We start from the raw sequence: 19,591 nt of genomic DNA, 5'->3' as shown, positions 1-19,591 counted from the left end.
CGCGAGCCGGGGCGACGGCCGGTGATCCTGCCTGCGAGGATGACGGGGTGCTGCGCAGCTGGAAGTTCGCCCTGCTCGCCCTGCTGATCGGAGTCGGGCTCGCAGCGTGGTCTGCGTCCGCCGGGTCCGGTGGGCTCGCCGTCGTCCAGTTGGCGGTGTTCGTCGTTCTCGCGTTCCTGTTCTCGCCGCTGGTGTTCCCGCGATCGGTGAGCGCCGCCGAGGCGGCCGTCGGGGACAAACCCATCGTCTACTGGCGACCTGGGTGCCAGTACTGCCTGCGGCTGCGGCTGGCGCTGATCGGTGTGGCCGGTCGCGTGTCCTGGGTCAACATCTGGACGGACCCCGAGGCCGCCGCGGCGGTGCGGGCGGTGGCAGGCGGCAACGAGACGGTTCCGACCGTGGTGGCCGACGGCGTGAGCCGGGTGAATCCCGGGCCACGGTGGGTGCGGGAGCGGCTGCGGGCTGGACCGGTGGGTGAGTAGCTGACGAGCCCGAGGGAGAATGGACGGGTGTCGAAGCCCAGCAAGCCCCGCATCCCCAACGTTCTCGCCTCCCGGTACGCCAGTCTGTCGATGGCGCAGCTGTGGTCGCCCGAGCACAAGATCGTGCTCGAGCGGAAGCTGTGGGTGGCGGTGCTCAAGGCCCAGAAGGAGCTCGGGGTCGACGTGCCGGACGGTGTCGTCGAGGACTACGAGCGGGTGATCGACCAGGTCGACCTGGAGTCGATCGCGGCCCGCGAGCGGGTCACCCGGCACGACGTGAAGGCGCGGATCGAGGAGTTCAGCGTGCTCGCCGGGCACGAGCACATCCACAAGGGCATGACGAGCCGGGACCTGACCGAGAACGTCGAGCAGCTGCAGATCCGGGCGAGTCTCGAGCTCGTCCGCGATCGTGCCGTGGCGACCGCCGTACGGCTGGGGCAGAAGGCGGCCGACCACGCGGCACTGGTGCTGACCGGCCGGTCTCACAACGTCGCCGCGCAGGCGACCACGCTGGGCAAGCGGTTCGCCTCCGCGGCGGACGAGCTCCTGGTCGCGATCGCGAGGATCGAGGAACTGCTCGAGCGCTATCCGCTGCGTGGCATCAAGGGCCCGGTCGGTACGGCGCAGGACATGCTGGACCTGTTCGGCGGCGACCCGGCGAAGCTGGACAAGCTGGAGAGCGACATCGCCTCGCACCTCGGGTTCAGCCGGACGCTGACCAGCGTCGGGCAGGTGTACCCGCGGTCCCTCGACTACGAGGTCGTCTCGGCGCTGGTGCAGCTGGCCGCGGCGCCGTCGAGCCTCGCGACCACGATCCGGCTGATGGCCGGGCACGAGCTGGTCACCGAAGGGTTCAAGGAGGGCCAGGTCGGGTCCTCGGCGATGCCGCACAAGATGAACACCAGGTCCTGCGAGCGGGTCAACGGTCTCGCGGTGATCCTGCGCGGGTACGCCTCGATGGCCGGTGAGCTGGCCGGCAACCAGTGGAACGAGGGTGACGTCTTCTGCTCCGTCGTACGGCGGGTTGCGTTGCCGGACGCGTTCTTCGCGCTGGACGGGTTGTTCGAGACGTTCCTGACCGTGCTGGACGAGTTCGGGGTGTACCCGGCCGTGGTCAGCCGGGAGCTGGAGCGGTACCTGCCGTTCCTGACCACGACCAAGGTGCTGATGGCGGCGGTCAAGAACGGCGTCGGCCGGGAGACCGCGCACGAGGTGATCAAGGAACACGCGGTCGCTACCGCGCTGGACCTGCGCAAGGGTCTGGCGGAGAACGACCTGTTCCACCGGCTCGGCGCGGACGGCCGCCTCGGCCTGACCGAGGAGCAGATCATCGGCATCGTCGGCGAGCCCCTGTCCTTCACCGGCGCGGCCGTCGCCCAGGTGAACACCGTCGTCGCCCAGATCGACGAACTCGCCAAACGCCACCCCGAGGCCGCCGCCTACACGCCGGGTGACATTCTCTAGCTCGTGTTCGAACCGCTCACGTGGGCGCTGGTGGCGCTCTCTCTCGCCGCGATGGTGTACGCCGTCGTGCTGGCAGCGCGCGACAAGCGGATCGATTGGCCGCTGCTGGGCGTCCTCGGGGTGGTCGAGGTCCTGTTGCTGGCTCAGCTCGTCGTGGGGATCGTGCAACTGGCCGGGACCGAGCGGGACGTGTCCGGGCCGTTCTTCGTCGGATATCTGATCGGCTCGCTGATCGTGCTGCCGCTGGGTGCGTTGTGGGCGCTCGCGGAGAGCAGCCGGTGGGGCGCCGGGGCGCTGGCTGTCGCGTGCCTGGTGATCCCGATCCTCGAGCTGCGCCTGCACGAAGTCTGGACGGCCTGAGATGACCGAGACGACCCATGATCCCGAGGCGACCCGGCACGGTCCCGGCCGCATCCTGATCGCGGTGTACGGCGTGTTCGCGCTGGCCGCGACCGCCCGGGCCGGTGTGCAGATCGCCACCAAGTTCCACGAGGCGCCGATCGCCTACATCCTGTCGGCCGTTGCCGCGGTCATCTATTGCGCCGCGACGTACGCGTTGGCCAAGGCAACGAAGGTCTCCCGGAAGGTGGCGACGGTCGCGATCGCGATCGAGCTGACCGGGGTCCTGGCCATCGGGGGGTTCAGCTACCTCGCACCGGACGATTTCCCGGACGCCACGGTGTGGTCGCACTTCGGGCAGGGGTACGGATTCGTCCCGGTGGTTCTTCCGGTCCTCGGGCTGCTCTGGCTACGTCGTACCCGCTAACAGCTTCCAGCGCAGCGCGCGGAGCACCGTGTGCGGGCGGGCGAGGGCGCTCGGGTGGTCGAGCATCGTCGTCACCCGGTTGAACTGGACGTTGACGTGGGGATCGCCGGCCGCGGCCTGGAAGACCAGGCCCGAGATCCACTTCACCAGCCGGTAGCCGCGCGGGTACGGCCCATCCACGTGCGGGAGCTCGAGATCGGCGAGCGTCGAGACCTGCCAGGCCGCGTCGACGACGACCCTGACCTCGTCGAAGTACGCCCTCGCGGGCTGATCGAGGGCAGGGCCGGAGCGCAGGTACGCCGACAGGCAGGACGCGTGGAGTGTCGCCGACGTCATCCCTTGGCCGTAGACCGGGTTGAACGACGCCACCGCGTCCCCGGCGACGATCAGGCCGGCCGGGACACGTTCCAGTTCGTCGTAGTCGCGGCGCCGACTGTCGGCCTGGTGATAGGTCATCACCTCGCCGATGGGCTCGGCGTGATCGGCGATCTGACCGAAGGCGGCCGGGAAGTCCTCGCGGCAGCGCTTCCGGAAGTCTTCGAGGTCGCGGGTCGGCCGGTCGTCGGCGTACCCGGCAACGAGGACCAGCCAGCGGTCGCCCTCGACCGCCAGCACGCCGCCCTGCCGCGGTGGCCGTCCGCTGCCGGGCTGGTTCTGCGCGATCGAGATGCCGATGTCAGAGATCGCCGGGTCCTGCTGGAAGAGCGCGCTGGCGTAGTTGAGCTTGATCGGCATCCGCCGCATCGGTGGCTGCGGCCAGCCGGCCGCGCTCAGCCAGTCGCTGAGGCGGCTCGACCGTCCGGTCGCGTCGACGACAAGGTCGGCCGGCTCGGTGACGAGCGCGCCGTCCCCGGTCGGCTGGTAGCGGACCGCGCTCACCCGGTCGCCGGTGAAGTCGATCCCGTCGGCTCGGCCGTGGACGAGCCGGATGTTGGCGATCTCCAGCGTCCGCCGCCGTACCAGCGACTCCAGGAACGGCCGGGTGCTGACCAGCAGGATCCCCAGTGCGTCCGTTGGTGGCAGCGGGCGCAGGGCGCCGTTCACGTAGTTCCGGATCGTTTCCGGCGGCGGATTGGTCGCCCCCGCGGCCGTCGCCTCGGCCGTGAAGCCCGGGAACCAGCGGTCGAGCTGCGCGTGGCCCGCCGGCAACAGGGCGTGCACCTGGCTGCCCTGCGGTACGCCGGGCCGCGGCGAAGTGGACTCCTCGGACGTGTCCCGCTCGATCACCAGCACCTCGTCGGCGTGGTCACTGAGCACCCGCGCCGCCATCAGGCCGGCCATGCTTGCCCCGAGTACGATCGCGCGCCGCATCAGGATCCTGGTGTCCCTGGGGCGCTCCGCGGTGGCGATGCGGGCGAAGCGTTGCGCAGCGGACGCGACCATGACCAGCCCCCGGGCAGTGATGACGGAACTACAACTCTATTTCGGCGGCCAGGCGTTCGCGGATGGGTGCATGTCGCGGACTGCCAGCGAACTGCCAGCCGTGCACAGGGGCTGACTCAGGTTGACCGGACAGCATCGGTGGCATGCAGATTCCAGGTCATCCTCGGGTCGAGATCGTCGTACCCGTCAAGAACGAGGAACACGACCTCGGTCCGAACATCAGGCGGCTGCGGGCGTTCCTGGACACCGCCTTCCCGTTTCCGGCCGAGGTCTGCATCGCGGACAACGGAAGCACGGACGCGACATACGAGATCGGCATGCTGCTCGCCACCGAGCTGTCCGGAGTCCGGATCGTCCGGCTCGAGCAGTCCGGGCGCGGCCGGGCGCTGAAGCAGGTCTGGTCCGAGAGCACGGCCGACGTGCTCGCCTACATGGACGTCGACCTGTCCACCAACCTGAACGCGCTGCTGCCGCTGGTCGCACCGCTGTTCGCGGGGCACAGCGATGTCGCCATCGGCACCCGGTTGTCGAACGGCTCCCGCGTGGTCCGGCGGCCGAAACGGGAGTTCATCTCGCGCTCGTACAACCTGTTGCTGCGGGCAACCTTGAGTGCACACTTCTCCGACGCCCAGTGCGGGTTCAAGGCGATCCGCGCCGACGTCGCGCGGGAACTGCTGCCGCTGATCCAGGACACCAGCTGGTTCTTCGACACCGAACTGCTGGTTCTCGCGGAGAAGGCCGGGCTGCGGATCCACGAGGTGCCGGTCGACTGGGTCGACGACCTCGATTCGCGGGTTTCGATCGCGAAGACGGTCGGCGAGGATCTGCGGGGGATCTCGCGGCTGATGCGCGGTCTCGGCCGCGGCCGGATCGATCTCGAGCCGATCCGGGAGAAGTACGGTCGCCCGCGGATCCTCGATCCCCGTACGGCGATGGCCGCGCGCGTACTCCGGTTCGGTGCGATCGGAGTGCTGAGCACCGCGGCGTACGCACTGCTCTATCTCGTGCTGCGGCAGGGTATGCCGGCCCAGGTCGCGAACGTCCTGGCGCTGTTGATCACCGCGGTCGGCAACACCGCTCTCAACCGGCGGATCACCTTCGGGGTCCACGGTCTGGAGAACCGGTGGCGCCATCAGCTGCGCGGTCTCGTTGCCTTCGGCATCGGCTGGAGCCTGACCGCGTGCTCACTGTGGCTGCTGCACACGGCGATCGCCGTACCGCATCAGGCGGTGGAGATCACCGTCCTCACCATCGCGAACCTGGCCGCGACTCTGGTCCGGTTCAGCCTCTTCCAGGCGTGGGTCTTCGACGACGACGCGCCGACCCTGCCCGCCTTCGAACCCCCGGCGGTTCTCGACCAGACCCGGAGCAACTGACATGGCAACCCTGACCGACCCCGTCCAGGCGACACCACGCCGGGCTCGGACGATCAGTACCCAGTACACGATCGGCCGCGACAAGGTCCTGTACGGCGGGCTGCTGGTGCTGACCGCGATCGCGTACCTGTGGGGACTGTCCAAGAACGGCTATGCCAACGAGTACTACGCGGCCGCGGTGCAAGCCGGGTCGACGAGCTGGAAGGCCTGGTTCTTCGGGTCGTTCGACGCATCGAGCTTCATCACCGTGGACAAGACGCCGGCAGCGCTCTGGGTGATGGGGCTGTCCGGGCGGATCTTCGGGTTCAACACCTGGAGCATGCTGGTGCCCGAGGCGCTGATGGGCGTCGCGAGTGTCGGGTTCGTGTACGTGTCGGTGCGGCGGTGGTTCTCCGCGAACGCCGGCTTGCTGGCCGGCGCGATCCTCGCGCTGACGCCGGTCGCCGTACTGATGTTCCGGTTCAACAACCCGGACGCGCTGCTGATCCTCCTGCTGTGCGCCGGTGCGTGGGCGGTGACGCGGGCGATCGACTCGTCGCAGCATGCGGCTCGGTGGATGATGCTGGCCGGGGCATTGGTCGGGTTCGGGTTCCTGACAAAGATGCTGCAGGCGTTCCTGATCCTGCCGGCCTTCGGGCTGGCGTACCTGATCGCCGGGAAGCCGAAGCTGGGCAAGCGGCTGGTCCACAGTGCGCTGGCGCTGGTCTCACTGATCGTCAGCGCCGGCTGGTGGGTCGCGATCGTCGAGTTGCTGCCGGCGTCGGCGCGGCCGTACATCGGTGGGTCGTCGACGAACAGCATTCTCGAGTTGACGCTCGGGTACAACGGGCTCGGGCGGTTGAGCGGCAACGAGACCGGCTCCGTCGGCGGCGGACAGGGCAACCCCGGGTGGGGTGGCGCGGCCGGTGTGCAGCGGTTGTTCGGCGGTGAGTTCGGGTCGCAGATCGCGTGGCTGCTGCCGGCTGCTCTGCTCGCGACGATCGTCCTGGTCGTTGCTGCGGGCAAGGCTCCGCGGACGGACCGGACGCGGGCGTTCGCCGTCCTGTGGGGTGGCTGGCTGGTCGGCACCGGGCTGGTCTTCAGCTACATGCAGGGGATCATCCACAGCTACTACATGATCGCCCTGGCGCCGGCGATCGGGGCGTTGATCGGCGCGGCGATGTCGGTGCTCTGGCGGCGCCGGGACCAGTGGTTGCCGCGGGCAACGCTGTCCGGTGGGATCTTGCTGACCGCCGGCTGGAGCTTCGCGCTGCTGAACCAGACGGCGACGTGGCACCCGTGGCTGCGATGGGTGGTTCTGCTGACCGGTGTGATGGCGGCCGGTGCACTGGTGTTGCTGCCGGAGCTGAAGCTGCATCGGACGGCGGCTCGGCGGGCCGGGCTGTTCGCGGGCGCGCTGCTGACGGTGAGCGCATTGGCCGGGCCGACGGCGTACTCGCTGTCGACGATCAGCACGGCGCATACGGGTGCACTGCCGTCCGCTGGGCCGGCTGGGGCCGGCGGGATGCGGGGCGGGCCTGGTGGTGGTGGCTTTGGTGGCCGGATGGGTACGCCGCCTGGACAGACCGGGAATGGGACGACGGGCAACGGCACGACGGGTGGACCGGCGACTGGGCCGGCGACTGGGAATGGTACGACGGGCAACGGTACGACGGGTGGGCCGGCGACTGGGAACGGTGCGACCGGCAACGGGACGACTGGTGTGCCGGGGACTACTGGTAACGGGACGACCGGGCCTGGTGGGGGCGGCGGTGGAGTCGGTGGATTCCTTGGTGGTGGCGGGATCAGTGGAGTGTCGACCGACCTGGTGACGCTGCTGCAGCAGGGTGTGAAGGGTTACACCTGGGCGGCCGCAGCGGTCACGGCGAACGGCGCCGCGCCACTGCAGATCGCGTCCGGCGAACCGATCATGGCGATCGGCGGCTTCAACGGCACCGACCCGGCGCCCTCACTGACCGAGTTCAAGCAACTGGTTGCCCAGGGCAAGATCCACTACTTCATCGGCAGCGGTGGAGGCGGCTTCGGCGGCGCCCGCGGCGGCACCTCCAGCGAGATCTCCACCTGGGTATCCGAGAACTTCCAGTCCCAAACCGTAGGCAACACCACCGTCTACGACCTCACCACCAACACAACAAGCTAAGAACCGGAGCACCCCTATGAAGCAAAACCCCACCTCCAACCCAGGCACCACTCCGGAGGCCCAACGTCAAACGGCGCGCGCGGCCGCCCCCCACCCGCGCCGCACCGCAAACCCCGCACCCCAGTCCACCGCCAACCCCACCCCGCAGCACGGCGCGAACCCCGCCCCGCAGTCCGCCGCCAACCCCGCCCCGCAGTACGGCGCGGGCGCCGCCCCGCAGTCCGCCGCCGACGCCGGCCCGCAGTACGGCGCAGGCGCCGCATCGCGGTTCGCCGGCCCTGCTGCTTCACACCAGCCCACGGCTGGCCCCGGTCCGCAGTACGTCCCAGGCAACCCGCAGGCCGCGTCCGACCCGCGATCCGGCACCGCGCCTCACCCGACCGACAGGCCTGGCTCGCAGTACGCCGCAGGTGCCGCACCGCGGTCCACCGGAGGCGCCCGTTCACCCCAGCCCACCGCCGGCCCTGGCCCGCAGTACGCCCCAGGCGCCTTGCCTGACCCGACCGCCGGCCCTGGCCCGCAGTACGCCCGAGGCGCGTTGCCCGACCCGGCCGACGGGTCTGACTCGCAGTACCCAGCGGGCGCGGCACTTCACCCGACCGACGGGCCTGGCTCGCAGTACGCCACAGGTGCTGCAGCGCAGTCCGGCGGTGGCGCTGCTTCACCCCAACCCACCGCCGGCGCTGGCCCGCAGTACACGCGAGGCGCCGTACCCCACCCGACCGACGGGTCCGGCCCGCAGTACGCCCCGGGGGGCGCGGCTTCCGCGGGTGCGGTTGGCGCGGCGTCGGCGGCTGAGGGGGCTGGGAAGGGCGGCGGGCGGCCGAGCAATGTGGTGTTGGCTGGAGCAGGTTCGTTGCTTGCGGTGCTGGCTTTCCTTGGTGGCATGGCGGTTGGCCACTCGTGGGACGGGACTTCTACGCAGCAGAACCAGTTCGGCGGCACCGGCGGTGGTGGCTTCGGCCGCTTCCCGGGACAAGGCAACGGTCAAGGCACGACCGGTCAGGGAAACTCCGGCCAAGGCCAGGGCACGCTTCCCGGTCAGGGACAGGGCCAGGGCAGCACGGGCCAGGGCAGCACGGGGCAAGGGGGCACGGGGCAGGGCACGCTTCCTGGGCAGCAGGGGCAGGGCACCCAGCCCGGCACTGGAACGCAGAACGGCTGAGCCCAGACCCAGTTGGCCCGCGAAAGCAGCCCGGCGGGCCCCGAGCGGACACTCGGCCCGCCGGGCACTCACGCGAGCGAGACCGCCTGGACCGCCGGGCGCTCACCGTCGGACACCACTCGGCCCGCCGGGCACTCACGACCGCCTGGACCGCCGGCCACTGACCCGAGGAAGAGCGCCTGGACCGCCGGGCATTCTCCGTCGGACACCACGCGGGCCGCCGCGCAGTCAGGCTCGGGGACCGCCTGGAGCGCGGGGCACTGACCCGCGGGAGACCGCTGGCCGCGGAGCGCTCGCCCTCGGACACCACTAGGCCCGCAGGGCACTCGCGCTCGGGGACCGCCTGGAGCGCCGGGCACTGACCCGCGGGAGATCGCCTGGCCGCAGGGCACTCGCCCTCGCACACCGCTCCGCCCGCAGGGCACTCGCGGTCGGGAACTGCCTGGAGCGCTGGGCATTCAGCTTGAGCGGCCACGCTTGCGTCGCTCGTGGATTGGTTGGTGGGAGTGGCGTTCAAGTGGGGTTTGGTGTCGTGATGGCAGGTTCCGGCACGGTTGGACGGTTCGGGGGGTGGTGGGGTGGGGTAAGGATCGGGGCGTGGAATGGTCGAACGTCACCTGGTTCCTGACCGCCCTCGGTGCGGTCGTCGTACTGCTGACGCGCGTTCGCCTCGGCGGCACCGTTGTCGACGGCACCGGTCACGGCGCCGGCCGGCACGGGTACTCAGCTGCCCTGCTGCGGCTGCACACCGTCGTCGGTGTCATCACGCTGATCGGCTGGGTCGTTGCCCTGGTCACCGGTCATCGCGAGATCGCGCTAGTCATGTTGATCGGATGGTGGCTGTTGACAATCATCGGATTGTTGCTCCTGGCCCGCTGGCTTCCCAGTGGTGGCAAACACTCCGAGGACAAACAGAGTGACGCGTGGGGCTCCGGTGCGGGGCTGTCCGTCCTGGGCCACGTCGGCATGCTCGTCGGCGTCTGTTACTTCACCTTCATCGCCGTCACCGACCGCTTCTGAGACCCTCGATCAGCGCCGTGACAGAACGCCGTACGCCGGCCTCGAACGCTTCTGGTGAGAGCGTTGCACCCGCCCCCGCGACGCGGTCGTACAGGAGTCCGTCCATCATCGCGGCGACCGGCCAGGCCGCTTCCGACGGATTTGGTACGCCGAGTCCGTCGAGCGACTGTGCGAGCAGAGCACGTAGTTGCCGTCCGCCCTCATCGATGGCGGCCCGCAGCTCCGGCTGACGACTTGCCTCCAGCGACAACTCGTACCGCGCGACCAGATCGTCCGGCCGATCCCGGGCCAGCCCGACCGTCATCCCCACCAACAACTCCACCGGCGGCACGCCCAAACCACTCGGCACCTCCACACCACCCGGCCCCCCACGACCCCGCCCCTCTACAGCACCCGGCGTCTCGCGGCCCTGTCCCTCCACAGCACCCGGCGCTCCGCGGCCCCGCCCCTCCACAGCATCCGGCGCCTCACGACCTGGTGCCTCCACATCGCTTGGCGCCTGTGCGCCGGTGGGGGCGGCGGCGGTCATGTCTCGGGCGAGCATGCGGTTTACGCAGGCGGTGAGGAGGGCGTTGCGGGTGCGGAGGTAGTAGGACGTCGAGCCGGGCGGCAGGCCGGCCTCGGCGTCGACCGCGCGGTGGGTGAGCCCGCGCAGGCCGCGGGTCGCGACGAGGTGGATCGCGGCGTCGGCGATGGCGTCCCGGCGATCCGCGCCCAGCGGAACCTGCTTCGTCACGCCGGTCAGTCTCGCACTTCCCAACCCGACTCTACAGATGTAGAGTCTCAGACATGAGTACGGCGATCGTGGTGGGAGCGGGCATCGGCGGGGTCACGGCGGCCGTCGCGCTGCAACGGTGCGGGTGGCAGGTCACAGTCCTGGAGCGTGCTCCGGAGCTGGGTGAGGTAGGAGCCGGGATCTCGGTCTGGCCGTCGGCGGTCGCCGTTCTCGAGGAGCTCGGGGTGAAGGGCGTCGAGAAGGCGTCCGCGGTCTCCAAGCCGGCCGGGATGCGCAAACCCGATGGCCGATGGGTCGTCGCGGCGGCCGATCTCGGCGTCGAGATCCCGGTGATGATCCACCGGGCGCAGTTGCACGACCTGATCACGGCCGAGTTCGGTCCGGCGATCACGGTCCGCACGGGGTACGACGTCACCACGATCAGCCAGGACGACACCGGCGTGACGATCAACGACGACCTGCGGGCCGACCTGGTCGTCGCCGCGGACGGGATCCGCAGCACGATCCGGACCACGCTGTATCCGGCGTACGACGGGCCGCGGTACTCCGGGTACACGGCGTATCGCGGGATTGCGGACGTGAACATCGACGACGGTAGCGGGGAGACCTGGGGCCGAGGGCAACTGTTCGGATTCGTACCGCTGATCGACGGTCGCTACTACTGGTACGCGACGGCGAACCAGCCCGCCGGTGCCCGGAGTGAGCCGGCGGCGTTCCAGACCTGGCACGACCCGATCCCGAAGCTGCTGGCCGGCTCGGAGAAGGTGCTGCAGAACGACATCTATGACCTGACGTTGCCCCTCGTGCCGTTCGTGCAGGGGCGGGTGGTGCTGCTCGGGGACGCGGCACACGCGATGACGCCGAACCTCGGGCGCGGTGCATGCTCGGCGATAGAGGACGCCGGCGCCCTCGCCCGGCACCTCGGCGAGAGCACTGATCTGATCACTGCTCTCACTCGGTACGACGCGGAGCGCCGACCCGCGACCACCAAGCTGGTCAAGCGGTCCCGGGGTCTTGGCCGGCTGGCTCAGGTGGAGAACCCAGTGGTGTGCGCGATCCGCAACGGGCTGTTCACCCTCGGCGGCAAGCTGGTGTCCCTGCGGAAGCCGAAGAACAAGGTGAAACAATCGCGTCCGTGACCACACTTCCGCAGGCGCCCGAGATCCCCGGTGCGAAGCACGTCCACTCCGGCAAGGTCCGGGACCTCTACGAGCTGGAGTCCGGCGATCTGCTGATGGTCGCGAGCGATCGGATGAGTGCCTTCGACTGGATCCTGGAGCCGGGGATCCCGGACAAGGGCAAGGTGCTCACCGCGATGAGCCTGTGGTGGTTCGAGCAACTGGACATGCCGAACCACATCCTGTCCACCGACGTACCGGCCGACGTCGCGGGCCGCGCAGTGGTGTGTGAGCGGCTCGCGATGTTCCCGGTCGAGTGCGTCGCTCGCGGGTACCTGAGCGGCTCCGGTCTGCTCGACTACAACGACACCGGCGCGGTCTGCGGCATCCCGCTGCCGCCCGGTCTGGTCGAGGGCTCCCGGCTGGACGAGCCGATCTTCACCCCGGCGACCAAGGCGGAGCTCGGCGAGCACGACGAGAACGTCTCGTACGACGCTGTCGTGGCGACCGTCGGCGCGGAGACCGCCGCTGCGCTGCGGGACCTGACGCTGGCCGTCTACACCCGGGCGCGGGCGATGGCGGAGGAGCGCGGGATCATCCTGGCCGACACGAAGTTCGAGTTCGGTGCGCGGGCGGACGGCACGATCGTGCTGGCTGACGAGGTGCTGACGCCGGACTCGAGCCGCTTCTGGCCGGCTGACCAGTGGGCGCCGGGGAAGCAGCAGCCGTCGTACGACAAGCAGATCGTCCGTGACTGGCTCCAGTTCGACTCCGGCTGGGACCGTCACTCCGGTGAAGCGCCGCCGCCCCTGTCCGATGAGGTGGTCGAACGCACCAGGAATGCGTACATCAGCGCCTACGAGCAGCTGACCGGACGCAAGTTCGAGGGCTGAGAGAAAAAGCAGCCGCCTTCGGCGGCGGGGTGGGGGAAGCCCGGCCGGAAGTTCGAGGCTGAGAGAAAAGCAGCTGCCTTCGGCGGCGGGGTGGGGGACGCCCGGCCGGAGGTTCGAGGGCTAGAAGAGGCCGACGCCCAGGGCCAGGAGGACGAAGCGGCCGGCTCGGCCGGCCAGTACGGACAGGCTGAAGGTGAGGACGCCCATCCGGGAGGCGCCGCCGATCAGGGCGACGCCGTACAGGGGTGGGATGCCGACGAAGGCGCTCAGCAGCGTGACCGGGATGCCCCAGCGGCGATCGCTCATCGCGTCGAGCAGCCGCTTGCTGACGTCGCGGTTCCACTGCACGAACCGGCCCCAGCGCGTCCCGAGGTTGACCGGCTTCGGTTCCTTCGCCTTCCGGGCGGCGTACCCCGGCCGGTAGCGGACGGCGAGGAACATCGCGACCTTGCCGATGGTCTGTCCGATCGAGACCCCGATCGCGGCCACCACCGGGTCCAGCGCGCCGGAGACGCCGACGCCGAGGACGTACGCCTCCGCGTTCAGCACCGGTACGACGGCGGACCCGATCCCGAAGCCCACCGCCAGCACGAGCTGCCAGACCCACATGACCCCGAGGCTATGCGCAGCGGCCAACGTTGCCACGCAACTCAGCCCCACACCCGGGGTGAGCCAGGGTCCCACCCGAGCCGGGCCGTCGCCCCCTTGACAGTCACGGCTGACTGGGTACGGCGAGCCGCCGTCCACGCAGGATCGCGGTCAGCCGGTACGACGAGACCACCTTGACCACGCACGCAGCGATCGCGATCGAGTACGGCAGCCACTGCGCGCCGGTCTGGTGCGCGACGATCAACGAGAGCACCACTGCCGCGGTGTTGATCGCCTTGGCCGGCTTGGACCAGTTCCAGATCCAGATCGGCCGGTCCACCTTGTAGAAGTAGTTCGGGCTGAGCGTGCCGGGCCAGAGCAGGAACGCCAGCGACAGCATGGTGTCCAGTACGCCGAACTGCACCAGGAAGATCGCCAGCGGCCCGATGGTCGCGGGGAACGTGGCCATGAACGCGGCCGCCAGCAGGAACGAGCACGCCCGGTCGCAGACGATGTCGAACACCGCACCGGCGACGGACTCCTCGTTCCGGTAGCGCGCCACCGCGCCGTCGGCCATGTCGCCCAGCCAGTAGGCGGCGTACCCGATCACCAGCCAGCTGAGCATGCCGGTGCGGAACGCGATGGCGGCGATCACCATCGCAACGACAGTGCGGACCAGGGTGATCCGGTTCGGGACACCCAGCAGGAGTACCGGTCGGAAGACGAGCACGTCGGTCATGGGGCCTCCCGGCCTGGACTGAGGAGCGCAGCGACTGGAGCGACGAGGGAAGACCGGGAACCAAGGCCCCATGACACTGCCGGCGCCGAAGGCCCGGCCAAAAGCACAGTCATCAGGCGGCCCTCAGGTTTTCTGGGTCGAGTGCGTCCCGGAGTTGGTTGCGCAGCAGGAAGCCGGCGGCGACGGCGCCGAGGTGGCTGAGCAGCCAGCCCGCGGCGGTCAGTCCGGCGGCGGTCAGCAACGTGCGCGGGTCGAGCGGACCGACCGCGCCGCCGGACATCCGGCCGACGCCGATGATCGTGCCCAGCAGCAGGCCGCCGGCGAGTGCGGGTGCGGCGACCGCGGTCAACTGGCGGCGGATGACGCGGCGGAGGAACCGCTCGTCCACCCCGAGTGCTGTGAGCGAGGCGAGTTGGCGGCGCTCGTCAACCAGCTGGTCGGCGACGCCGACGACGAGGGCGGCCATGGCGGTCACCACCAGCAGCAGCACGCCGACGATGCCCAGCCCGAACCCGGTGGCGAAGAAGCTCCCGGTCTCCGCGTTGGGCTCGGTCAGCGCACTCACCAGCGCGATGGCCAGGGTGCCGACCAGGAATCCGCAGCAGCCCAGCAGAGCGCTCATCCGCGAGGACGGACGGGAGTCTGCGATCAGACGGACGCCCGTCAGCAGGTTGGCCGGGTCACCGGATCGCTGGAGCCGCCGGCCGATGGCTCTGATCCACACCACCGAGGCGCCCAGGAACAGCAAGGCCAGTCCGGCGATCAGAACCGTGGAGGCGACGTACCCGAGGTAGCGGGAGGTGAGCAGCCCGAGGATGACCATCACCGGTCCGGCGATGATGCCCGTACGGCGCTGGTCGGCCGGCGGCTCCTCGTGGGGTTGCTCGCGTTGTAGAAGACTGCCGATCACCGCACCGGCTGCCGTCATCATCGCCACCACCGGAATCCAGCTCAGCGCGTCCAGCACCTCCACACCCGGCAGGATCTGGGCGATTCGCGGCAGCGCTCCCAGCAGCAAGCTGAGCACCAGATAGATCGGTCCCGCGAGGAGTCCGCCGGCCAGCCCGGCCATGGCTCCGTCAGTCACGGACAGCTGCCGCACCTGCTTCCGCGAAGCGCCGGCCAATCGCAGTGCGGCCAGTCGGCGCTCGCGAGCCGCCGTACCGAGTCGCAACGCCTGGACAGCGAGTCCGGCGGTGAGTACTGCGAGGATGAGGAAGATTGCGAGCAATCCGGACCGTAGTCCGGTCTCGGCGATGTAGTTGCTGTAGACGGTTTGCGGCAGCTCTCCCTTGCCGAGCCGGGCGATGCGGAAATCCCCGAGCAAGAACGCTCCGCTGAGCCCGAACGCTGCCGTGGCCAGCTGGATTCGGCCGCGGTCGGCGGGCGTCCGCGAGCGGGCCAGTCGCACCAGCGTCTCGAGGGTCATCAGAGCGTCACCTCGTGCTGGATCAGGCCGTCGCGCAGTCTGATTTCGCGGTCCGCCGAGGCGGCGACGAGGTTGTCGTGCGTGACCATCAGCAGCGCGGCTCCGCGATACCGCGCGGCCTGCAGCAGCACCTCCAGCAGTTCCTGCCCGGCGCGGCTGTCCAGGCTGCCGGTCGGCTCGTCCGCCAGAACGACGGACGGTCCAGTGATGAGAGCGCGCGCCACAGCGGCCCGCTGCGCCTGACCACCGGACAGCTCAGCCGGAACCGCATCCGCCTCGTCCGCGATCCCTACCTGCTTCAGCCAGTCGAGCGCACTCAGATGCGCCTCGCCGCGCTCATGACCATCCAGGAGCAGCGGGAGCGCGACGTTGTCGATCAACGGCAGATCAGGAACCAGTTGGCCGAACTGCAGCACGATGCCGACCTTCGTACGGCGCAGCCGAGAGCGCTGCTCTTCCGCAAGAGCAGCCAGATCCTGACCGTCTACTCGGACCGTCCCCGCATCCGGACTGAGGATGCCGGCGGCGCAGTGCAACAAGGTCGACTTGCCGCACCCACTGGCGCCGGTCACGGCGACCACCTCACCGGGCCTGAGCTGCAGAGACACGCCTCTGAGCGCTGTGTTGCGCCGGTACGAGTACTCGACACCGTCCAGCTGCAGCACCGGCTGCGACGTACTCATGGGCGAGCTCCTTTCTGCTCGGAGATGCGTTCGAGGGCGCTGTCGAGCCAGCGCAGGTCGGCGTCGAGGTGGGCCACGATGTACTCGCGGACCAGCGGCGAGGTCGGGTCGTCCTCGGCCGGCGTCTCCCGCAATTCGCGGATCCGGCGCAGGTGGCTCGCGCGCTGCCGGGCCAGGAACGCCGCCACGTCACCACCGGTCCGGATCGCCGCGACGAGCTTGCGCAGTACCTCGTCGGCGCTGCCCCAGGCCGGCGGCACCGGGTCGCTGAGCCAGTCCGTGAGGTGGTCGCGGCCCTTGGCCGTCAGCGCGTAGACCGTCCGATCCGGGCCGCCGCCGGAGGTCTTGTCGACCACCTCGACCAGTCCGTCCCGCTCCAGCCGGCCGAGTGTCGTGTACACCTGCCCGAACGCCAGCGGCCGGCTGTCCGGGAACCACGTGTCGTGGCCGCGCTTCACGTCGTACCCGTGCGCCGGGCCGGTCGAAAGCAGCCCCAGGACGAGCTCGGCGGTTGCCATGGCAGCGACTATACACTGCGTGTATGTACTGAGTGAATAGTCCGCGATGCGGAGTTCTGGGGCTGGATCGGTAGGATTCAGGCGTCACCCCGGAACGAGACCTGGAGTAAGTCAGTGGCTCGCGTTGTCGTCGACGTCATGCTCAAGCCCGAGATCCTCGACCCGCAGGGCAAGGCGGTGCACGGCGCGTTCGGCCGGCTCGGCTTCGACGGCGTGGCCGATGTCCGGCAGGGAAAGCGGTTCGAGATCACCCTGGACGGCGAGGCGACCGAGGAACGGGTCGCCGAGATCCGCAAGGCCGCGGACACGCTGCTGGCCAACCCCGTGATCGAGGACTACACCCTCCACGTCGAGGACGCGCAGTGAAGATCGGGGTCGTCACCTTCCCCGGCTCGCTCGACGATGTCGACGCCCGCCGCGCGACCGCCGTGGCCGGTGCCGAGGCCGTCGCGCTCTGGCACGGAGACGCCGACCTGCACGGTGTGGACGCGGTCGTCCTGCCGGGCGGCTTCTCGTACGGCGACTACCTCCGGGCCGGTGCCATCTCCCGGTTCGCGCCGGTGATGGACACGATCATCAAGAGGGCCGGCGAGGGCCTGCCGGTGCTGGGGATCTGCAACGGCTTCCAGGTGCTGTGTGAGTCGCACCTGCTGCCGGGCGCCCTGATCAAGAACCACCACCGCAAGTTCATCTGCAAGGACCAGCCGCTGCGGATCGAGAACAACCGCACCGCCTGGACCAGCGACTACGACGCCAACCACGAGATCACCATCGTGCTCAAGAACCAGGACGGTTCGTACGTCGCCGACGAGGCGACCCTGGACCGGCTGGAGGGCGAGGGCCGGGTCGTCGCCCGCTACCTGGACGAGAACCCGAACGGCTCGTACCGCGACATCGCCGGGATCACCAACGAGCGCGGCAACGTGGTCGGCCTGATGCCGCACCCGGAGCACTGCGTCGAGACACTGACCGGCCCCAGTACGGACGGCCTGGGCTTCTTCACCTCGGTGCTGAAGGCCGTCGTCTCCAGCTGATGAAGTCGTCAAGGTTGCGGCGCCTCCTGGCCCGCAGCCTCTTTCTGACCGCGGCGGCCGTGCTCGCCGCCACCGGTACGGCGAACGCCCAGCCGGCGAGCCTGATGGCGAAGGTCGTGGTGATCGGCGTCTCCGGTCTGACGTGGAGTGACGTGAAGGCGTCGCCGGAGCTGACCGCGCTGGTCAACCAGTCGAACGTCGGCTCCATCACCGTGAAGACCGCCGGCCCGCACACCTGCCCGGTCGACGGCTGGCTGACGATCAGCGCCGGCACCCGGGCGTGGGGGAGCGTCGCCGACCTGCCCTGCGGTGACCTGCCTCCCGTCGTGGACGGCAAGATCGCCGGCTGGCAGACGTACGTCGACCGACAGGCGGAGCACCACACGGACGCACCGATCGGCCGTCTCGGTCAGGCCGGCTACCCGATGTGCGGCTTCGGACCGGGTGCGGCGATCGCACTGGCTCACACCGACGGCTCGGTGACCAACTGGCAACCAGCGTTCGACGAGGCCCGGTTGGCGAGCCCGGACTGCGGCGATGCGATCGTCGACGCCGGAGCGCTACCACTCCGTGAGGGGCGAGCCGAGGCCCGCAAGAAGGTCGCGGATCTGGTCGCCCAGGCCCGGGCGGCCGGCGGATGGGTTCTGCTGGTCGGCGTCAGCCAGGAGCTCGCCAACACCCACCAGGAGCCGCTCGTTGCGATGCAGCTCCCGCCGGACAACGGTCCGCGCTGGCTGACGAGCGACAGCACCCGCCGACCGGGTCTGATCCAGCTGACCGATATCACGGCGACGATCTTGCGCGGACGCACAGCCGCAGAGGTGGATCCGGCGGGTGCGGCGAAAGCAGGGCCGCTGGACGGGAACGAGATCCACTCCACCGGTGACGTGCACACCGATGCGGCCGCGGTGATCGAGAACCGGCTGGACACCAATCAGCGGTTCGAGCAGCCACGGCCGATGCTGGTCGCGGTCTCGATGACGATCCTCGCCGCGGAACTCCTCGCGCTCGCGTGGTTCTGGATCAAGCGCAGCCCACGGTCCCGTCGTACGTTCGTGTTCACGCTGTTGACGCAGGGTGGATTCTTCATCGCGGTGTTCCTGTCCACAGCGACTGTGTGGTGGCGGTGGCCCGCGCCCGCTTTCTCCTTGTACTGCGTGGTTCTCGGGATCAGCGTGATCCTGGCAGGTGTGGCTCAGGTCGTGCTGAAGCGCTATGCGTTCCTGGGGATCGCGCTGACGGCGTACCTGATCCTGCTGGTGGATGGCGTGCTTGGGACGCCGCTGCAGTTCGGGAGCATGTTCACCGACGGGCCGGTGATCGGTGGACGGTTCTATGGCTTCGGCAACTCCACTTTCGCGACGCTTGCGGTCGCAGCCCTCGTCACTGCCGGCTGGGCGGCGCAGAAGCTGATCGACAAGAGCAGAGTGCAGGCCGCGCTCGCTGTACTCGCGATCGGCGGCGCAGCGGTCGTGGTGGACGGCCGGCCGGGCTGGGGGACCGACTTCGGCGGCATCATCGCGTTGACCCCGGCTGTGCTGCTCATGGCCTGGCTGACCTGGCGCGGCAGCATCTCACTGCGTGCGTTGATCGGTGTGGGTCTGACCGGCGTACTGGCGGTGTCCGCTGTCGCCTACCTCGACTATCTGCGGCCGCCGGACCAGCGGAGCCACTTCGGCACGTTCGTGGCCCGGCTGCTCGACGGGGACGTGAGCAACGTACTGATCCGCAAGCTGCAGATGGCGGTGCAGTTCTTCACCGGTCCGTCCGGCTGGGCCATGCTCGTGGCAGTGGTGCTGTGCATGCTCGCCACCGTGCTGCCCGAGAAGGTGCCCTCGGAGTCGTACCGCCGCTTCTACACCAGTCTGCCGATGATCCGGCCGACCCTCCTCGCCCTGTCGACCTGCGGTCTGGTCGGCATGCTGCTGAACGACGCCGGTGTCGCCCTACCCGCGATCATGGCCGGTTTCGCCGTACCACTGCTGGTGGCTCACCTTGTGAGCACTGAGCAGCCCGCTACCGTTTCACCTGAGTCCCACCTAGTGCAGGAGTCCTAA

Annotated in this window: 20 protein-coding genes; 13 read left to right on the top strand and 7 right to left on the bottom strand. The window is 69.6% G+C overall.

Translation table 11 applies throughout. From position 1 onward, the window contains the following. The first annotated feature begins 47 nt into the window (after positions 1–47). The 4 genes from OG876_RS09515 to OG876_RS09500 are packed head-to-tail and all read left to right on the top strand — an operon-like array spanning position 48 to position 2,712. On the top strand, positions 48–482 hold the full coding sequence (locus tag OG876_RS09515; RefSeq protein ID WP_328524422.1) for a glutaredoxin domain-containing protein: 435 nt from the start codon (positions 48–50) through the stop codon (positions 480–482). A 27-nt stretch (positions 483–509) separates the two neighbouring features. Next, positions 510–1,946, top strand: a complete 1,437-nt coding sequence (purB, locus tag OG876_RS09510; protein ID WP_442914114.1) for an adenylosuccinate lyase — start codon at positions 510–512, stop codon at positions 1,944–1,946. A 3-nt stretch (positions 1,947–1,949) separates the two neighbouring features. Beyond that, positions 1,950–2,306 (top strand): hypothetical protein, encoded by a 357-nt coding sequence (locus OG876_RS09505; RefSeq protein WP_328524421.1) that lies wholly within the window; start codon positions 1,950–1,952, stop codon positions 2,304–2,306. A 1-nt stretch (position 2,307) separates the two neighbouring features. Next, positions 2,308–2,712 carry a hypothetical protein gene (locus tag OG876_RS09500; protein WP_328524420.1) on the top strand — a complete coding sequence of 135 codons (405 nt, stop codon included), beginning with the start codon at positions 2,308–2,310 and terminating at the stop codon, positions 2,710–2,712. Here the strand turns inward: OG876_RS09500 and OG876_RS09495 are convergent. Continuing rightward, the gene (locus OG876_RS09495; protein ID WP_328524419.1) at positions 2,695–4,095 is read right to left on the bottom strand and encodes an FAD-dependent oxidoreductase; all 1,401 of its coding nucleotides are present in this window, start codon (positions 4,093–4,095) and stop codon (positions 2,695–2,697) included. The genes OG876_RS09500 and OG876_RS09495 overlap by 18 nt on opposite strands. A 143-nt stretch (positions 4,096–4,238) precedes the next feature. Here OG876_RS09495 and OG876_RS09490 point away from each other — a divergent pair, with 143 nt between their 5' ends. From OG876_RS09490 to OG876_RS09475, 4 genes are all read left to right on the top strand, one after another. Then, on the top strand, positions 4,239–5,471 hold the full coding sequence (locus OG876_RS09490; protein WP_328524418.1) for a bifunctional glycosyltransferase family 2/GtrA family protein: 1,233 nt from the start codon (positions 4,239–4,241) through the stop codon (positions 5,469–5,471). Position 5,472: 1 nt separating this feature from the next. Continuing rightward, positions 5,473–7,611 carry a glycosyltransferase family 39 protein gene (locus OG876_RS09485; protein WP_328524417.1) on the top strand — a complete coding sequence of 713 codons (2,139 nt, stop codon included), beginning with the start codon at positions 5,473–5,475 and terminating at the stop codon, positions 7,609–7,611. Between the two features lie 16 nt (positions 7,612–7,627). Next, the gene (locus OG876_RS09480; protein WP_328524416.1) at positions 7,628–8,776 is read left to right on the top strand and encodes a hypothetical protein; all 1,149 of its coding nucleotides are present in this window, start codon (positions 7,628–7,630) and stop codon (positions 8,774–8,776) included. Between the two features lie 597 nt (positions 8,777–9,373). After that, positions 9,374–9,796, top strand: a complete 423-nt coding sequence (locus OG876_RS09475; protein WP_328524415.1) for a hypothetical protein — start codon at positions 9,374–9,376, stop codon at positions 9,794–9,796. Here the strand turns inward: OG876_RS09475 and OG876_RS09470 are convergent. Continuing rightward, complete coding sequence (locus tag OG876_RS09470) at positions 9,780–10,532, bottom strand: TetR/AcrR family transcriptional regulator (protein WP_328524414.1); 753 nt, start codon at positions 10,530–10,532, stop codon at positions 9,780–9,782. The two genes, OG876_RS09475 and OG876_RS09470, sit on opposite strands and share 17 nt — an antisense overlap. A 53-nt stretch (positions 10,533–10,585) precedes the next feature. Between OG876_RS09470 and OG876_RS09465 the strand changes: the two genes are divergently transcribed. Both OG876_RS09465 and OG876_RS09460 read left to right on the top strand, forming a co-directional pair. Continuing rightward, entirely contained in the window at positions 10,586–11,671 is a 1,086-nt protein-coding gene (locus OG876_RS09465; protein WP_328524413.1) for an FAD-dependent monooxygenase, read from the top strand. After that, entirely contained in the window at positions 11,668–12,543 is an 876-nt protein-coding gene (locus OG876_RS09460; protein ID WP_328524412.1) for a phosphoribosylaminoimidazolesuccinocarboxamide synthase, read from the top strand. The genes OG876_RS09465 and OG876_RS09460 overlap by 4 nt, the downstream gene beginning before the upstream one ends. Before the next feature lie 120 nt (positions 12,544–12,663). Here the strand turns inward: OG876_RS09460 and OG876_RS09455 are convergent, their stop codons facing one another. The 5 genes from OG876_RS09455 to OG876_RS09435 form a co-directional block, all read right to left on the bottom strand. After that, a complete protein-coding gene (locus OG876_RS09455; protein WP_328524411.1) occupies positions 12,664–13,152 on the bottom strand; it encodes a hypothetical protein in 489 nt (162 codons plus the stop codon). A gap of 103 nt (positions 13,153–13,255) precedes the next feature. Then, positions 13,256–13,870, bottom strand: a complete 615-nt coding sequence (locus OG876_RS09450) for a CDP-alcohol phosphatidyltransferase family protein (protein ID WP_328524410.1) — start codon at positions 13,868–13,870, stop codon at positions 13,256–13,258. Between the two features lie 112 nt (positions 13,871–13,982). Continuing rightward, entirely contained in the window at positions 13,983–15,299 is a 1,317-nt protein-coding gene (locus OG876_RS09445; protein WP_328524409.1) for an FtsX-like permease family protein, read from the bottom strand. After that, on the bottom strand, positions 15,299–15,982 hold the full coding sequence (locus tag OG876_RS09440; protein WP_328524408.1) for an ABC transporter ATP-binding protein: 684 nt from the start codon (positions 15,980–15,982) through the stop codon (positions 15,299–15,301). Before OG876_RS09440 ends, OG876_RS09445 begins: the two co-directional genes overlap by 1 nt. Continuing rightward, positions 15,979–16,500 carry a PadR family transcriptional regulator gene (locus tag OG876_RS09435; protein WP_328524407.1) on the bottom strand — a complete coding sequence of 174 codons (522 nt, stop codon included), beginning with the start codon at positions 16,498–16,500 and terminating at the stop codon, positions 15,979–15,981. The genes OG876_RS09440 and OG876_RS09435 overlap by 4 nt, the downstream gene beginning before the upstream one ends. Before the next feature lie 114 nt (positions 16,501–16,614). Here OG876_RS09435 and purS point away from each other — a divergent pair, with 114 nt between their 5' ends. The 3 genes from purS to OG876_RS09420 are packed head-to-tail and all read left to right on the top strand — an operon-like array spanning position 16,615 to position 19,591. Next, complete coding sequence (gene purS / locus OG876_RS09430; protein WP_132156044.1) at positions 16,615–16,866, top strand: phosphoribosylformylglycinamidine synthase subunit PurS; 252 nt, start codon at positions 16,615–16,617, stop codon at positions 16,864–16,866. After that, on the top strand, positions 16,863–17,534 hold the full coding sequence (gene purQ, locus OG876_RS09425; RefSeq protein WP_328524406.1) for a phosphoribosylformylglycinamidine synthase subunit PurQ: 672 nt from the start codon (positions 16,863–16,865) through the stop codon (positions 17,532–17,534). The genes purS and purQ overlap by 4 nt, the downstream gene beginning before the upstream one ends. Next, on the top strand, positions 17,534–19,591 hold the full coding sequence (locus tag OG876_RS09420; protein ID WP_328524405.1) for a hypothetical protein: 2,058 nt from the start codon (positions 17,534–17,536) through the stop codon (positions 19,589–19,591). Before purQ ends, OG876_RS09420 begins: the two co-directional genes overlap by 1 nt.

Source organism: Kribbella sp. NBC_00359 (genome assembly GCF_036097425.1).
In the GTDB taxonomy this organism is placed as follows: domain Bacteria; phylum Actinomycetota; class Actinomycetes; order Propionibacteriales; family Kribbellaceae; genus Kribbella.
Note: the sequence above shows the minus strand (reverse complement) of the source record. Positions and strands in the feature narration are given on the sequence as shown.

What these genes read in the sequence shown, in the direction of transcription:
- OG876_RS09500 (WP_328524420.1), top strand. Translation starts at nt 2,308, where the DNA reads ATGACCGAGACGACCCATGATCCCGAGGCGACCCGGCACGGTCCCGGC.
- OG876_RS09495 (WP_328524419.1), bottom strand. Translation starts at nt 4,095, where the DNA reads ATGGTCGCGTCCGCTGCGCAACGCTTCGCCCGCATCGCCACCGCGGAG.
- OG876_RS09490 (WP_328524418.1), top strand. Translation starts at nt 4,239, where the DNA reads ATGCAGATTCCAGGTCATCCTCGGGTCGAGATCGTCGTACCCGTCAAG.
- OG876_RS09485 (WP_328524417.1), top strand. Translation starts at nt 5,473, where the DNA reads ATGGCAACCCTGACCGACCCCGTCCAGGCGACACCACGCCGGGCTCGG.
- OG876_RS09480 (WP_328524416.1), top strand. Translation starts at nt 7,628, where the DNA reads ATGAAGCAAAACCCCACCTCCAACCCAGGCACCACTCCGGAGGCCCAA.
- OG876_RS09465 (WP_328524413.1), top strand. Translation starts at nt 10,586, where the DNA reads ATGAGTACGGCGATCGTGGTGGGAGCGGGCATCGGCGGGGTCACGGCG.
- OG876_RS09455 (WP_328524411.1), bottom strand. Translation starts at nt 13,152, where the DNA reads ATGTGGGTCTGGCAGCTCGTGCTGGCGGTGGGCTTCGGGATCGGGTCC.
- OG876_RS09450 (WP_328524410.1), bottom strand. Translation starts at nt 13,870, where the DNA reads ATGACCGACGTGCTCGTCTTCCGACCGGTACTCCTGCTGGGTGTCCCG.
- OG876_RS09445 (WP_328524409.1), bottom strand. Translation starts at nt 15,299, where the DNA reads ATGACCCTCGAGACGCTGGTGCGACTGGCCCGCTCGCGGACGCCCGCC.
- OG876_RS09440 (WP_328524408.1), bottom strand. Translation starts at nt 15,982, where the DNA reads ATGAGTACGTCGCAGCCGGTGCTGCAGCTGGACGGTGTCGAGTACTCG.
- OG876_RS09435 (WP_328524407.1), bottom strand. Translation starts at nt 16,500, where the DNA reads ATGGCAACCGCCGAGCTCGTCCTGGGGCTGCTTTCGACCGGCCCGGCG.
- OG876_RS09420 (WP_328524405.1), top strand. Translation starts at nt 17,534, where the DNA reads ATGAAGTCGTCAAGGTTGCGGCGCCTCCTGGCCCGCAGCCTCTTTCTG.